This is a genomic window from Dyadobacter sp. CECT 9275 (assembly GCF_907164905.1).
GTDB classification, from domain to species: domain Bacteria; phylum Bacteroidota; class Bacteroidia; order Cytophagales; family Spirosomataceae; genus Dyadobacter; species Dyadobacter helix.
Map to the genome: position 1 here is coordinate 1138825 of NZ_CAJRAF010000001.1, position 15750 is coordinate 1154574.

Below are 15750 nucleotides of genomic sequence, written 5' to 3' on the forward strand. Positions count from 1 at the left end.
AAAGTCAGTGAGGTGGTATCAGAAGGTTACATTCAGGCCGAACGTGAAGTTGCGGGACAATGGATATGCGCCATAATCCTCCCCCTGCACGCCGGTGAGGCCTGCCTGGTTATTGACCTCCGGGTTATAGCCAATGTATTTTGTACTGGTAAACAGGTTGGTCCCCGAAATGTAAGCCCGAAGCGATTGCACTTTTCCTAGCATGGTTTTAGGGAATGTGTAACCCAATGTGATACTTCTCAACCTGAAATACGATCCGTCTTCGACCTGGTAGGAAGAGGGACGGTTATTTCCTCCATGCAGATCCGTCAGGCGATCGGCGCGCGGAATGGTACCATTGCCAGGGTTTTCGGGAGAGATCCATCGCTCGGTCCAGTCTTTGTAAGAATTGGTTGCAGCCTCGCCGTTTCCGAGGTGGCGGCGGGTCAGGTTCAGGATCTTGGAGCCTTGTACACCCTGGAAGAAAACACTCAGGTCCAAACCCTTGAAGCTAAAACGATTGGTAATACCGTACATAAAATCAGGCATATAGTTGCCTATCACCGTGCGGTCGCTGGCATCCACTTTTCCGTCCCCGTTCACATCCTTGAACCGCAGGTCACCCGGCCGGGCGGCAGGTGCCAGTGCGTCCTTGGGCGCAGCGTCTATTTCAGCCTGTGTCTGATAAATACCATCGACGACATAGCCATAGTAACTGCCGATCGGGGAGCCTATCTGGGTGATGTGCCGGATACCCGCGCCTCCCGAGCTGAGGATCGGATCACCGGTGGGACCGAGTTTCAATACGTCATTCTGGTTGGCCGAAAAATTAAAATCCGTCGACCAGGTAAATGCGCCAACGACGTTACGGCTGTTGATCGTCAGCTCCACGCCTTTGTTTTCCACTTCACCGATATTTTGGAGCGCTGTCGCAAAACCGACGGAGGAAGGCACCTGTACATTCAGCAACAGATCCGAAGTGGTCTTTTTGTACCAGTCGGCGGAGATGAAAAGCCGGTCGCGGAACAGGCCGAAGTCAATGCCGAAATCTACCTGCGTGGTTTTTTCCCAGGTCAGCTTATCGTTACTGATCGTAGAGGGCGCGATGCCATTTACAATCACATTATTAAATGTGTAGTTATAGGGGCTCAGCAAGCCGATCGCTGCGTAGTTCGGGATCAAGAAATTCCCTGTTTTACCCCAACTGCCGCGCAGTTTCAAATCAGTCACGGCTGTTAGCCCTTTCATGAAAGTCTCTTCCGACAAGCGCCATCCTGCTGAAAATGAAGGAAACGCGCCTGTTTTATTTCCTGCTCCAAATCGCGAGGAACGGTCCGAACGGACGGTGGCAGTCAGCAGGTATTTGTCACGAAAAGTATAGTTTACCCGCGCCAGCATGGACACCAGCGACCATTCCTGGCGGTTGTCGCCCCCGCTCGTAACCTGCCCGCCGCTGATGGAAGGCGACAGGTCGTCGGGATGGTTTTGTGCGTAGACCTGATTGGCATCCAGCCGGTCTTTCTGGGCGCTATAACCCATTACTGCCGAAATGTGGTGGTCTTTCCTGAAAGTCTTATCATAAGACAATGTATTCTCCACTAGCCAGTTGTAGTTCAAAGATGCGTTTGACTGAGCATATGGGTCTCCAACGGTTGCGTTGCGGTTCAGGAATGCCCTGGCCATGTAAAACGACCGGTTGTAACTATTGACATCAATACCAGTATAAAGCTTGTATTTGAGGCCGTCGATGATTTCGTATTCAAGAAATACATTGCCGAATGTCCGGAACTGTTTCAGGTCGTCGGTCACATATTTAATGATCGCCAGCGGGTTACTGGCTGCTGTCATATTGGCGCCGCGGCCTTCTGCGGTCAACAAATGAGACTGGTTATCGGTCTGGTTGATTGTCCCGTCTGGCAGGTAAGGTGATACAGTCGGCGATGTAACGAGTGCCGAGTACACAATGCCCGGGGGATCGGCAAAGTAAGGAGCACCTGCTGGCGAGCGGTCGGTATTTGTAAAGGAAGGGCTCAGTCCAAAACCGATTTTTAGTTTTTTGACAGGGTTTACTTCCAGGTTCGCACGGAAGCTAAACCGCTCAAAACCGCTTCGGTCGATAATGCCTTTCTGATTAAAATACCCGCCGGAAAAATAGTAGTTCATGGTTTCGGTACCGCCCGAAACCGATGCATTATAGCTTTGGACCGGGACTGACTTGAAGATCAGGTCCTGCCAGTCGGTGTCGGTTCCGGTGGGATTTGCGAAATCGTCGGGTATGAAGTAGCTGCCGTTTGTGGATTTGCCATAACGGGTTACATTCTCATCGTTAATATTCGCTGTTGGAACATCCTGCAGATATGCATTGTTTTTGGAATCTTTTACATATGCCGTTAGCTCCGCCGAATTCATCAGGTCCACTCTTTTGGCCACCGATTGTATCCCAAAATAAGCATCAAAACCCACAACAGGCCTAGTACCTCTTTTCCCTTTTTTGGTGGTAATCAAAATAACCCCGTTGGAACCTCTTGAGCCATAGATCGCAGCCGCAGAAGCATCCTTCAACACTTCAAGCGATTCGATATCATTGGAATTGATCGTGCCGAGCGGGTTAGAAGCGGGCAGCGCAAAAGCGGTGGTGCGGCGCGTTATATCGCCCTGAATGCCCGGATCCATATTTTTTGTCACCGGAAAACCGTCAATCACATACAACGGCTCATTGCCTGCAGATACCGACCCCAAACCCCGCACGCGGATGGTTGTGGCAGCACCAGGCTCTCCGCTCGGCTCCTGCACCTGCACACCGGCAATCTGTCCCTGAATAGCATTCTCAAAGTTTGTGACCTGAACTTCACGGATATTTTTGGCTGAAAGCGAGCCAATTGAGCCGGTAATATCCCCCTTTCGCTGCGTTCCATACCCCACAACCATTACCTCGCTCAAACTACTCACCGACGCATCCAGGCGTACGTTTATCATCGTTTGGTTACCTACTGTCAACTCTTTGGTCACATACCCGATAAATGAAAAGACCAGCACTGCATTTTCATCAGTCACGCTAAGTGAAAAATTTCCATCTATATCCGTCACAGCGCCTTTATTGCTGCCTTTGACCAGAATGCTCACACCAGGAAGCCCCGCATTCTTTTCATCGATGACCTTTCCTTTGACGCTGATATCAACGGAGCTCTTACGTACCAGAACTGGCTCTAAAACGTGCGGCTCTGGCTCAGTACCTAATAACACCGGCTTAACCAATGCCGGCTGCTGTTTTTCCTTTTGCTCCTTTTTTCGGATCAGATACGCTTTTTTTCCTGTTTTGATAAATTCAAGACCATTAGGGTTCAGAAGGCTCTTCAATTCTGCTTCCAGATTTCCGTCCTGCTCAGCCGGTTCCGGCGAAACCGAAATTCCCTGAATGATCGATTGCTTAAAAAGAATGCTGACATGGTGCTTCTTGCCCAGCTCCATTAGGACATCTTTGAGTTTGCCGGGCCGCTTCGTTTTGTGGTTTTCCTGCTGCATAGCAGGGCGTAACAACGCGATCTCTTGTGAAAAACCAATTCTGGCGGTCAGCATACAGGCGCCAACCAGGCATGTTCGTAAAATCGGGATCTTCATAAGTCTTGTTTTATGGATGTACGCAATTCAATTTTGTCCGCTGTGCGTGTTATATTCATATCGAACATTGCTGATAATATTTCCAGTAATGCTTCGGGTTCCCTGGCTTGGTAAATCCCCCCGATTTTACGGGAAGCGAGTTCGTCGTCCGCAATGTGGATGTGCACATCAAAGCGCTCGTTGATCTGCTCCACCACTTCGGCCAGGGTGGCATCGTCAAAATAAAATGTCTGTTCTTTCCAGGCGGTAATGGCCAGCGGCTCCTCTGGCGTGACTACCTTGAAGCTACCGTGGCTATCGGCAGTGAAGTAGTTACCGGGACTGAGATAAAGTTCCTGCCCGGCCGGGAGGTTTAGTTTTACCTTCCCCTTTGCCAAAAAGACCCTTTTGCCGCGCGCACTCGAAAATGCATTGAACTCGGTACCCAGCACCTCGATCCGGTAGCCGTCGCCCATGAGCACCTGAAAGCGCAGGTTATTCTTTTGGTGTGTTACCTTGAATTCTGCCTCACCGGTCAGCCACACCTGACGTACATCCTCCCCGAAACCGAACCTTGGCACTTTCAGTACAGAATTGGAGTTGAGCGTTACTTCGGTGCTATCGCTCAGAAAAAAGCTGGTGAAACGGTCGTGGGGCGATTCGATCGACCTATACATCAGCTCTGAATTGAATACGTACGCCAATGTAAGCGCTACTGAAGCAGCCATGAGGATCCCGATCCAGGGAATCAGGTTACGCGATTTTTTGCTGACCTGTACCAAATCTTCGGCGTGTTTTTCCTGAGCTACTCCTTGGTCCAAAAAAAGGTCGTATTTGCGCTGCGATTTTTCTGTGTCGATCAGGAGTTGGGGGTGGCACCGCTCCCATTCGTCGAGGCAGCGGTAATAATGCTCTTCGTTTTCACTGTCGTCAAGCCATTGCTCGATCAGCTTTCGTTGCAGGCATGAGGTCTTGCCTTCGAAAAAATCAAACAGTAGCTGCTTGGTTATCAATTCATTCATTGAGGCTGAATATAGGTCCAGATATCAGTATGTGGCAAAATTCTCATGGGTTGTCAAAGGAACGCGGGCAGCAGGATCGTCAAAAACCAGCTGTCTTTAAGGCCCGTGCGAAGTTTGATCAAAGCCCTGCTGACCAACCCTTCCACTGCTTTCGGGGTAATCTGCAGTTCCCGGGCGATCTCATCATATTTCTTCCCTTCAACCCTTTTCAGCAGATAAGCCTTGCGGCATTGCGGCGACAGCTCCTGGATGATACTTTCGACTTTAAGATAGAGCTCGGTGTATTGGAGTGCCTCATCCGGGTTGACGGTCTGGGCTACAGGAGAAATGGATTCGAGCGGATCGGTTTGCTGCAGGTTCCATCGCATGTAGTTATAAGTTCGGTGACGTACCGCCTTGTAGAGATAGGCACGGTAGGAACTGGTGACGTGTTCAAAAATCCTGTGCTCCCAGAAGACTTCGAAAAGTTCAGAAACGATATCCTCTGCTACTTGCTGCGAATGCACAAATCGTGCGGCGTGGCTGCATAACGTAACATAATACCGACGGAATAGCAACGAGCATCCCTCTTTGGGACTTGCCGCAAATGTTTCGCGCAACAGACGTTCGTCATCCGCTAGGACCGGGGTTTTCTCCCGGAAAGAAACAGGGCGTTGATTTTTGCCCCATGCATGATCTTCTGAATTGCCTGGTAATGGTGTTGTCATCCTGGGAACCGTTTGCTTGCCTTCTTAACAAGAAGACAAGTTTTTAACTGTTTTCCCTCGGCTAAACCTCACAATAATTGGAAAAAACTAATTTTTGAAAAATATTGTAATTAGTTATTATAATAATTCAAAATATAATAGCTGATTTTCTCTAAAATGGCAGAATAACAGGAAGTTGCTCAGGTTAGCAGCGAGGCATTTGATATGTTGCTCCCTTGGAAAATTACTAGGCTTTGGTGGTTGGGCGATAGCAAGGTGACGGAATTGAAGACATTTGTCATCAGAGATTAGAGAATTCGTAGCCACAGATCACCACAATTCGGCAATTAAGGAAATTTCGTTTAGGTTGAAATTGCACATGATAAATAATTGATCTATATTTCTTTCCCTACTGATAAACAATAGTCTGTTGGTGGTCAATCTGCCACGGAATCACGTGGCCAAGCCATCCGAATTCTCCAATGATGGATTTGTACTGGTTCCAAAGGCCGTATTGAGCGATAAAGTCATCGCCGATCAGCGTGATGCCGTCCCTCTCGTTAACAAAAAGGGAATGAAAAGGGTAATACTTTCCGCCGACTTTGACATCCATTGCAGACTTTACCGATTGTCATATTTTTGGAATGAAAATCATAACATTACTTGAAGTATCAGCCGGGAGTCTATTCGTGAAACGGTAAACGAATGGTCCTCGATTACCGGATCAGTTACGCTAATATGAAACGGATTACATTCGTTGTCTGATTCTTTTTCCTTATTCATATAGGATAGGGTTGTAATTCCTACATTGGGGATGTTTATTTTGTATTTGAATGCCCCCTTTTTGGTATCAAAAATGTGAAACACCAGAGCGCCATACATAGGTGAACCCGATCTATTTTCAATCATCCCGTGTTCTGAGGAGAGGTCTCCCAGCTCTGGGGTGATGGTTATCGTTGCAGGATCAATATTTTTTGACAAAAGAATGTTCTCTCCAGTTTTCCCATCGACAAATAATAGCCCCACCTGGGTAGGTGTTCGTTCACTAAGCACATCTTCGCAGGGATTTGGTTGTTTTGATTTCTGACACCCTGGCCCAAAACTTAGGGCAACCAGGAATACCAGAGTCACGTAATGACATTGCTTGGAAAGCAAAGGAGCTAGTCTTCTGTTTTTCATAGTGAATTTCTGTTAAAACAAGTAGTAATTTTCTCTACGGTTGTCATGCTGCGTATTTTCTAGTTGTTCTCTGCCTACGCCTGCGGTTGGGCATGCCTTTTTTAGCAAGCAAATCAGTACGTTGCGGTGAACCGAAGTTATTGTTGCCGAAGCATTAGTTTTAGTAAATCAGTTTCTTACCGGTATTATTGTCACCTTCCGCAACGGATCGATTAAAGCTATCGTTAGTGGTAAGCCGAGCTTCATGTTGTAGTAGCTAGCTTGTTGATATTTTCAAACTTTGCTTTAGCTTGTGTATGTTTTCCAACTTTGGTTTTCTTTTGGTTCTGCAAATCCCGCTGTATTGTCAACTAATGGAGTTCGGGCCTGTCAGGCTTGAGTATATGTTCGTTTAATTCCTCTAGACTTGCTCATTCGACGACTCTACTAACCTTCCAAAACCAACCAGGATAACCTTTAATTACGGTTTGCCCTATTCTCTTCATCACTTTTTTTACTTGCCGGTGCCTTGTAGGTTGAACTTCCAAAGTTATAGGTCAGGCTGAATACCAAGCGATGCGTACCGTAATAATGATAAAAGTCATTGTCGATAATAGTCTTCTCCCGGAAAATGAGCCGTCTTCGGCCTGTATGAAAAGCGTCGTACAAAGTTAGCTTGGAATTAACCCTATTCTTGAGCCAGGACTTTTGAAGTCCGAGATCAAAAGTATAAGCGGGCGCAAAAATGTAAAGGCCGTTACCACTTTTGGATTCATAATTGTAGCTTAAATCCAGCAACCAGTTTTTGAAACTGAATACCTGATTGCCATTGACGGTGTAATTGAATATGCCGATGTTGTAGGTCTAACCCAAATATGGCCTAAGTTCCCTGTTAAAATAAAGGCCAATGTTGTTATTGACTCGCCACCATTTCCTTACAGTTAATGGCATGCTTGCCTGGATATTAGCAAAATTCCTGTATGGCAAATTAGTGCCCAGATAGGCCAAAATATTTGTCACCGGATCGTATTCCGGGTACCGTACCATGGGATCTTTTTCTCGACCCGCATTTAATGAAGCATGAAAATTCCTAATGGTATAGGACAGGGAAAAAAGCTCAGTCGTGGACGGTTGAAGATAAGGATTTCCGATCCAATAGTTTCGCGGACTCAGATAGAAACGGAACGGGTTCAGTGCTTCGAAGGTCGGCCTGGTGAGGCGGCGGCTGTAAGTGAATGCCAACTGGTGACTATTTTCGATTTCATTGGTAAAATTAAGGCTTGGTAGCCATTTTAAGTATTTTTTTTCGGTAACGGCAGCATCTGTTATTGAATTTGCAAGGTTGCTTGTTTGTTCTGTTGTTATACTCAGGCTATAATTAAATTTGTCTCGATGCCCGCTGTAAGAAAAGTAAGCCGCGGCAATACGTTCCTGATAGCGGAACAGATTACTGCGCCTGGGATCGGGGATGAATACATCATTGCTCAGTGTATCGTAGCGAAGATTGTTCCTGGTGGTCGTATAGGCAAATTTGCCGCCAAATTCCAATTTCCCTCGTTTTATATTTTGTGTATAATCTGCCTGGGCGGCACGGATCATTACATTGTTTCTTGCAATGGTTTTCCAATAATCGGTTAATTGATTACCAGGCACTTTTCGGTTTTGAATATCCTCGGTTTGCCGGTTGTCTATCTGTGCGAGTGCGGTAGCCACATGCAGTTCGCTGTTCTTGAAGCTTACATCGTAATTTAGTCCGCCGCTGTAATTATGCTGCTTTGGCAGAGCGTTGTTTTCGCTTGTGATCGCTGAAACGGTTTTCGCAAAATCATAGGTTTGTGTAATCAGCTGGTTGCCTGTGACAGCATTCCGGCCAATTTGGTAAGTCCTCACATAGGCCTCAAGGTTATGTCCCTTCAGTATCTGGTAACCAACTCTTGCCTGTATATTTAAGTTACGATTGAACGTGATAGTCCTGGTATCAGTGGTCATGGCATTGGAATCGGACAGGTATTGCAGCGCATGATATTTATAGAAAGTGCTGCCGGTGGTTTGTCCAAGGTTAAGATCATAGACAAAGCTGTTTGTTTTGAAAGTAAGAGCAAGGGTATTGTCCAACAGGCTGTACAAGTTTCGTTGGAATCGGATATTATAACTCCCCCTAAGCCCCAGGGCCTGATTTCTTTTGAGTTTAACATCGATGATGCCCTGATACTCGCCATCATATTTTGACGATGGCTGGTTGATCTGCTCAACGGATTCGATCATATCGGGCGAAAGGCTACTTAAATAGACCCGAATTTCGTCCCGGTTCATGTTTACAGGTTTGCCATCTACGAAAAGCGTTGGAGTTGCCCTGCTTGCCAATAGCATTGTTCCATCGGGATTAATTTGAAGGCCCAGAAGTTTTCTGAACACATCCAGTAAACTGGCATCTGCCTTAAAAAATGGGTTGCCGGCAACACCAATTTTTACCTGGCCATTTCGTATCTCGAAATTAGGCCGCTCGCCTTTGACTGTAACTTCTTTGAGCAGGCTGATATCTTCCGTCATTAGAATAGTACCCAAATTCAAGATGTTAGTGCCGTTTTCGTTTAGCAGGATTTCCTTTTGAATGTTCTTATAGCCTATACAGCTGGCCGACAATACGTATTTGCCGTGCGGTGTTTCTCGGAATTCAAATATCCCTGCTGTATCGCTAAGTGCATATTTAATTTGGCTTGATAAGTCCTGGGCGGCTAATGCCAGATTACCAAGGGGAATACTTTGTCCGGTTTTCCCATCCACCAGTTTTCCAGTGATAGTTTGTGCTTGTAGACAAAGGCTTGCAATCGAGCAGAGGTATGATAACAAAAACTTCAATCCCATTTTCGCTTTTTTGGATTTTGTAGAATGGCTCAAAACTAGCGCAGGTGATTCAGAAGGACGTTTTAATTCTCAGATTCAGGAGTACGGAATTATAAACCAGTACCAAAACTTATGCAGATGACCCAGGGGCTACTGTGCTCTGTAAAGTGTAGGGGTCGTATTTTTATGTTTTTTAAACGCAGCGTAGAAAGTTGATTTTGAATTGAAACCAACTTCGTAGCCGATTGCTTCAAGTTTCATGCCCCGGTCGCGGGCCATCAATTCACAAACCTCGTTTATTCGGTATTCGTTAACGTATACAGCAAAGCTTCTAGCCATGTTATCATTGAGTAACTGCGAGAGCTGATGGCCTGAAATATTGATCTTTGCCGCTAGTTCGTTTAATTTAAGATCCGGATTTTTATAAAGCTGCTGTTCTGTCATGATCTTATGGAGCCTGGCTGTAAGCGAAAGTGCATGCTCCTCGATAATTTTCTTATTACCGTACCGCTCAGCATCCTCATTGCCCAGGAACGCGGTATCGGATTTCCTTCTGTTTACAAAAAGGGGGATGTTTAGATAGATCAGCAGCGAAAAAAAGACTGCCCCGCTGATATAGATATAATTGGAAGAAGTGAAGAAAACAATCAGGTAGGCAGCCAAAATAACGGCATTTGTCGCAAAGATGGATAGTATTGGCTTTTCGCTTGGAGACAACTTTTCGCCGGATAAGAATAACTTAGCAAAAACACTTCGCAGCTCCCAACCTGTAAAGGCAAAATAAACGACCCATTGTCCATATATGATATGTACAATATAATGGTTCCAATCCCATGGGTGACTCTGGTACGGAACCATTAAGCCAACGATCACAATGAGTACAAACCAAAAACAAAACGTGTATTTCCAGGTGACCGGCGTTTTTTGAAGCTGCACCAATGCTGCCTTCGTAAAATAATACAGGGAGGGACCAATAAAAAAGCAGCCCGACAGGCCAATCTGCAAATAGATACGGGGCGACTCCGGATGAAAATAAGACAAAATTGCTTTACCGATCCTAATGCTGAGCGCCAATAGCGAAAAACCCAGGAAATACGACGAAGACGTTTTTTCCGCCTTTCTTCTTCAGGTTCATGGCCTTTTCCACCTTCCGGCCATACATCTCAAAAGCCCAGGAAGGGTTTCGCACGTCGCATATCACGAGGTAGTGCAGCTTTGCGGTCACCGAGTCGGCAGCAATGCCCCCATAAAGTATAACGATCTGCGCCAATTCCTTCCGCGAATACCTCGAGGACTCTCCGGTGAAACAGAACGAGTATTCCTGGATCAGGATCGAAACCTGCTGCTCTGACAGCTTTACAGGAATGGCGGCCCTGTGCTGCTTGACCAGCTTGATGGAGCTTACTGAATGACAGAATGTAAGCAGTTCACTGTGCTCGTCTGCAGATAGTTGGCGTTCGGCCCGGATGCACTCAATTGCGGGCAATAGAGTATCAAACGGCCATGTTTTAAACAATCACGCATTTTCGTAAGACCAGTTTCCGAGAGCGGCGAGTTCTTCGATATTGATCGTTTGGTCCGCCGAAATCCCCGCCAGAAACCCGCCGAGCTGTTGCGTGGAAGAGGTGATCACATCATAATAAGTATTCCGGTTGCAATCCAGGTAATTCCTGCAAAGTCAGATCAGGCCCTTGGCCTCTTCGGTCGTCGCAACGCCATCGCTGATAATTGAATTAATCTTGGTGATAAACTTGTTGTATGGAGCCTTCGCCTGTAAGCTGGAAACGGAGTCGATCCATGCACGAAGCAAATCAATTTCGCTGTCATTGATGTGACCATCAGCCTGAATGCCGACAATCAGCCCGTAAAGCGTATTCAAATCTTTATGAACCTGAGCTGGCCCACAGAATTGACGGAACGATCCGCTATCGTATTGGTCGAAATGGGAGGTGCTGAGCATTTTGGAGGTTGAGCTAGGTTTACTTTTAGGGTAAAGTAATCGATGTAACCATTCTAATCCGTTTTCCCTGGGAATTGAGGAAACGGTATGTGAGTGTCCTGGTTTGCTGTTTTACGAGCGGATCCGGCCGTTGTGCTTATCACTGTGGTGTGGCTGATCACAGGTGGAATCAGAAATTGGACTGGTCGACCGGAATACTCCGTTGGACAGATCATAAAGTAGTTTTGACTGCCGTCACTCCAATAGGATACCGTTACAACACACCCAAAACATCTTTAAGCGTATCTTAAGAAATTGTTAAGGGAATTTTTAGTAAATCATGCTTTACTTAGCGGTTGTGGTAAAGAATAACCGGGCCTATATGGGGGCACTATCTGAAAAATGGAAGTTTATGAGAATCCTCATTATTGAAGACGAAAAGGGTATCCTGAATTTTCTCAAGCAAGGCTTAGAGGAAGAATCATATGCGGTGGATACTGCGGCGGAGGGGAAATCGGGCCTGGATATGGCCCTCACTGGAAATTATGATCTGCTGCTGATAGACTGGATGCTTCCTGGCAAAAGCGGCGTGGAAATCTGCCGGGAATTCAGAAAACATTTTGCCAAAACGCCGGTTATATTTCTTACTGCCCGTGACACCGTACAGGATACTATTTTCGGATTGCAAGCCGGTGCCAATGACTACATAAAAAAACCGTTCAGTTTTGACGAACTTCTGGAGAGGATCAAGGTACAGCTGCGGCCTGTCTCGGGTGAACAAGCTGAATTCACCCTCGGCCCGATCCGGATCGACACCCATTCGCACCAGGTATTCAAAGGAGATGAAGAAATAAAACTGACGCAAAAGGAATTCGGATTGCTTGAATTTCTTTTAAGAAACAAAGGGAAAGTTTGCCGTCGGACGCGGATCATCGAGAGCGTCTGGGACATTCATTTTGAGTACAACACCGGGATCATTGACGTATATATCAACTCCTTAAGAAAAAAACTTAAACTGGCCAAAGAAGAAGATTACATCCAGACCGTCCGTGGCATGGGTTACATTGCAAAAGAGATCGGACAACCCATATCATGATTACTTCCTACAAGAATAAGATTGCGTCCAACTTCACGCTCAGCACGGCACTTTTGGTGGCGGTCATTTTTCTGGTCATTTATTATGTAGTCCGTATCGCTGTTTTTAGCGGGTTGCAAAAAGATATCACATTTGAAGCAGACAAACATTTTTATGAGGTAGGGGTAAAGGATGGCGCGCCTTTCATAGCCGATAAAGCCGAATGGTTTGAAAGAGAGCACCAGGAGCTGGAAGTCAATCCGGTATTTGTCCAGATTACAGATCGCCAAGGCAGGGTTATTGAAAAGTCGCCGAACCTGAAACAGGATGCTCTAACGGCTGATTTATCCCAGGAGAACAAAGTTTTTTTTCGGAGTAAGCTGAAAGGGCTATCTATTGCACAAATTCAGCTAGCACTAAAAGAAAGGGATAAAATCGCCGGATACCTGGTGGTTGCCCTTCCGATCGAGGAGTCGGAGCGGGTTTTAGGCACGCTGAAAAATGTGCTGCTCATTGCTTTTCCCATCGTGCTACTGGTGCTGTTCTTTGTGACGAGGTTCATTGCGGGCAAGAGCATCCAGCCTGTACTGAGTGTGATTGATACTGCGGGCAAAATTACCAACGAAAATCTGGCGGCCCGTATACCACTTCCGCCAGGCAAAGACGAACTTGGGAAATTGGTGATTACGATCAACGACCTGCTGGACCGCATAGAAAATGCAGTGCACCGGGAAAAACAATTTACTTCCGATGCATCGCACGAATTGCGTACCCCGCTGGCAGTGATCAAGGGAACGCTGGAGGTTCTGATCCGTAAACCGCGATCAGCCCAGGAATATGTCGGGAAGGTAGCATATTGTATTAAAGAGATCGACAGGATCAGTTATCTGGTGGACCAGCTATTGCTTCTGGCCCGGTTTGAGAGCCAGAAAAAGGCGCTGGATGCGCAGGCTATTGACCTTTCGGAGTTGACAGCCACCATCCTGCAAAGGCAACAGGATCAGATTCTTGCCAAAGGCCTTTCGGTTGAACTGGAAGCCGGGGAGCATTATGATGTATGCAGTGATCCATACATGGTCGATATCATTATTGAAAACCTCATTTCAAATGCCGTTAAATATTCTCATCCTCATGAAAGGATTAGAATTGAGATAAAGAAAATGAATGCCGAAATCATTTATTCGGTGATTGACCGGGGGATCGGCATTGCTCCCGAGGAAATCCCAAAAATACAGGAGCCCTTTTATCGCTCCCATCCTTTGCAACACCCGCATATCACAGGAAATGGTTTGGGACTTTCTATTGTGAAAAGAATGTGTGAACTGCTGGTGATCCGGTTCGAAATTGAAAGCCATCCGGATGAGCATGGAACCACAGCCAGGCTGACTTTTCAGTCTTAAGCAAACCTTAAGATTTCCTTGAGAATAACCTAAGAATGCCCGCTTTACTTTTGACTGGTCTTTGAGACCAAGCAATTTTAAACAAATACATTCTTATGAGCTTTGAGAAAAATGCTGCCAATGTTAGCCGCCACGATTTTTTGAGGCAGTTGGGCTTCGCCGGATCGGCTCTGGCTGCGGTCTATTTTGCCGGAACGCTTGAATCCTGCACCAATGACAGGGTCAGCCCGGAACCTAACAACCTGACCCTGAATTTGAATGACGCGGCCAACGCCGCCCTGAAAAAAAATGGAGGATATGTGATCAGGGAGGGCGTCGTAATCGCCAGGAGCAACACAGGGGCATATATTGCTGCCACCCTCACATGTAGCCATGAGGGTAAAAACGAGATCACCTATCAGACAGACCATTTTTATTGCACTGCACACGGGGCCAAATACGACAATACCGGAAAGGGCCTGAACAGTGAAGGGAAAAAAGGGATCAGGGTATATACCACAAGCCTGACAGACAATATTTTGACCATCACTGCCTAACCTTGATCAGCATGAAAATAAGCTTAGCTATCGCGATGGCCATGATCTGCTCATGCGCCTTCGCACAAGACGACCTGCTGAAAGAACTGGATCAGGTTCAGGATTCGGTGACGACTTACAGCGCCGCCACCTTCAAAGGCACCCGTATCATTAACGGGCATTCGGTGGAGACGGTTGGCAAAAACAATATGGACTTCATTATTTCTCACCGGTTCGGCGCAGTTAATTCAGGCGCGAATAACTTTTTCGGGTTGGACGAATCACAGATCAGACTTGCCCTGGAATATGGTGTGACGGACCGTCTGATGGTGGGGATCGGCAGGAGCAGTTATCAGAAAACGATTGATGTTTTTGCCAAATACCGCTTGTTAAGACAGTCTTCGGGGTTCAGAAATATGCCGGTATCCGTGACACTTTTCGTCAGTGATGCCCATAATTCCAGCACATCCACCACGGACCTTCCGTTCTACACGATTGCCCAGCGGCAAACTTACACCTTTCAGGCGCTGATTGCCCGCAAGTTTGGCGAGGAACTTTCCCTGCAACTCTCGCCCACGGTCATGCACCGGAATTTGGCTGAGAACCAGATAGACGCAAACAACCTGTACGCATTGGGAATGGGTGGGCGCTACAAACTAACCAAACGGACATCGTTTAATGTCGAATACTGGTATACCCCGAAAACTTTTGCCGGTACCACCCAGAGAGACCCCAGGTTCACCAACACGCTCTCACTGGGCTTTGATATCGAAACCGGCGGGCACGTATTTCAGTTGCACCTGACGAATTCGAGGGGTATGATCGAAAAACAGTTTATCGGGCAAACTACGGGCAAGTGGAGCAGCGGGGATATTTTCTACGGATTTAACGTATCGCGCACATTCAGTTTTGACAAAAGTAAAAAAGGCAAATCAAGTGGATACTAAAACTTTCAAACTGATGCTGGCAATGATGATGAGCCAGTTGCTGGCCGTCACCTGTTTCGGCCAGCTGTATAGTACCAAAACCGGTGAAACCAGTTTCTTCTCGGAAACACCGCTGGAGAATATCTCGGCCGTGAATAAACAGGTTTTAGTATTGCTCAATACGGCAAACGGTGAGATTGCCATTAAAATGCAGCAACGGGGATTTCATTTTCCTAATAAACTCATGGAAGAGCATTTCAATGAAAATTACATGGAAACCGGGAAGTATCCATCCGCAGTTTTTACAGGAAAAATCAAAGAAACGGTTGATTACAGCAAGGACGGTATATATCCTGTCCATGCGGATGGCGTGCTGGACATGCATGGCGTCAGGCAAAACCGTAGCCTAAAAGGCCAGATGGTGATCAGCGGCGGACAAATTATCCTGACTTCGGATTTCGACGTGAAGCTGGCAGACCATCAAATTGAAGTACCAAAGCTGGTGATTGCCAAGATCGCAGAAACGATTGCAGTAAAAAACAAATTTATTCTTGTGCTTAAAAAGACCTGATGCGATCACCAAATTTGTAAATATGGTATAAATGAATT

The 15750-nt window shown here is 46.4% G+C and carries 13 protein-coding genes and 1 pseudogene; 5 read left to right on the plus strand and 9 right to left on the minus strand.

Annotation, left to right across the window (positions count from 1 at the left end):
* Positions 1-18: 18 nt before the first annotated feature.
* The 9 genes and pseudogenes from KOE27_RS04660 to KOE27_RS04705 form a co-directional block, all read right to left on the minus strand.
* Entirely contained in the window at positions 19-3597 is a 3579-nt protein-coding gene (locus tag KOE27_RS04660) for a SusC/RagA family TonB-linked outer membrane protein (RefSeq protein ID WP_215237669.1), read from the minus strand.
* Entirely contained in the window at positions 3594-4598 is a 1005-nt protein-coding gene (locus KOE27_RS04665; protein WP_215237670.1) for a FecR family protein, read from the minus strand. The genes KOE27_RS04660 and KOE27_RS04665 overlap by 4 nt, the downstream gene beginning before the upstream one ends.
* Positions 4599-4651: 53 nt before the next feature.
* On the minus strand, positions 4652-5305 hold the full coding sequence (locus KOE27_RS04670; protein WP_215237671.1) for an RNA polymerase sigma-70 factor: 654 nt from the start codon (positions 5303-5305) through the stop codon (positions 4652-4654).
* A gap of 388 nt (positions 5306-5693) precedes the next feature.
* On the minus strand, positions 5694-5897 hold the full coding sequence (locus KOE27_RS04675) for a hypothetical protein (RefSeq protein WP_215237672.1): 204 nt from the start codon (positions 5895-5897) through the stop codon (positions 5694-5696).
* Positions 5898-5935: 38 nt separating this feature from the next.
* A complete protein-coding gene (locus KOE27_RS04680) occupies positions 5936-6463 on the minus strand; it encodes a hypothetical protein (RefSeq protein ID WP_215237673.1) in 528 nt (175 codons plus the stop codon).
* 456 nt (positions 6464-6919) lie between these two features.
* Positions 6920-9307, minus strand: a pseudogene (locus tag KOE27_RS04690) (outer membrane beta-barrel protein).
* Between the two features lie 129 nt (positions 9308-9436).
* Positions 9437-10327, minus strand: coding sequence for a helix-turn-helix domain-containing protein (locus KOE27_RS04695; RefSeq protein ID WP_215237675.1), 891 nt, complete (start codon positions 10325-10327; stop codon positions 9437-9439).
* Positions 10328-10343: 16 nt separating this feature from the next.
* Complete coding sequence (locus KOE27_RS04700; RefSeq protein WP_215237676.1) at positions 10344-10802, minus strand: BRCT domain-containing protein; 459 nt, start codon at positions 10800-10802, stop codon at positions 10344-10346.
* Positions 10803-10964: 162 nt separating this feature from the next.
* Positions 10965-11246, minus strand: a complete 282-nt coding sequence (locus tag KOE27_RS04705) for a hypothetical protein (RefSeq protein ID WP_215237677.1) — start codon at positions 11244-11246, stop codon at positions 10965-10967.
* 391 nt (positions 11247-11637) lie between these two features.
* On the opposite strand from KOE27_RS04705, the gene KOE27_RS04710 reads away from it, so the two are divergent.
* The 5 genes from KOE27_RS04710 to KOE27_RS04730 all read left to right on the plus strand — a co-directional run bounded on the left by KOE27_RS04710 (position 11638) and on the right by KOE27_RS04730 (position 15712).
* Positions 11638-12321 (plus strand): response regulator transcription factor, encoded by a 684-nt coding sequence (locus KOE27_RS04710; protein ID WP_215238376.1) that lies wholly within the window; start codon positions 11638-11640, stop codon positions 12319-12321.
* Positions 12318-13700: a sensor histidine kinase gene (locus KOE27_RS04715; RefSeq protein ID WP_215237678.1), complete on the plus strand. Its 1383-nt coding sequence runs from the start codon at positions 12318-12320 to the stop codon at positions 13698-13700. Before KOE27_RS04710 ends, KOE27_RS04715 begins: the two co-directional genes overlap by 4 nt.
* 95 nt (positions 13701-13795) lie before the next feature.
* Positions 13796-14236 (plus strand): Rieske 2Fe-2S domain-containing protein, encoded by a 441-nt coding sequence (locus KOE27_RS04720; protein WP_215237679.1) that lies wholly within the window; start codon positions 13796-13798, stop codon positions 14234-14236.
* Between the two features lie 11 nt (positions 14237-14247).
* A complete protein-coding gene (locus tag KOE27_RS04725) occupies positions 14248-15162 on the plus strand; it encodes a DUF5777 family beta-barrel protein (RefSeq protein WP_215237680.1) in 915 nt (304 codons plus the stop codon).
* Complete coding sequence (locus KOE27_RS04730; protein ID WP_229252644.1) at positions 15152-15712, plus strand: YceI family protein; 561 nt, start codon at positions 15152-15154, stop codon at positions 15710-15712. Before KOE27_RS04725 ends, KOE27_RS04730 begins: the two co-directional genes overlap by 11 nt.
* The last annotated feature ends 38 nt before the right edge of the window (positions 15713-15750 follow it).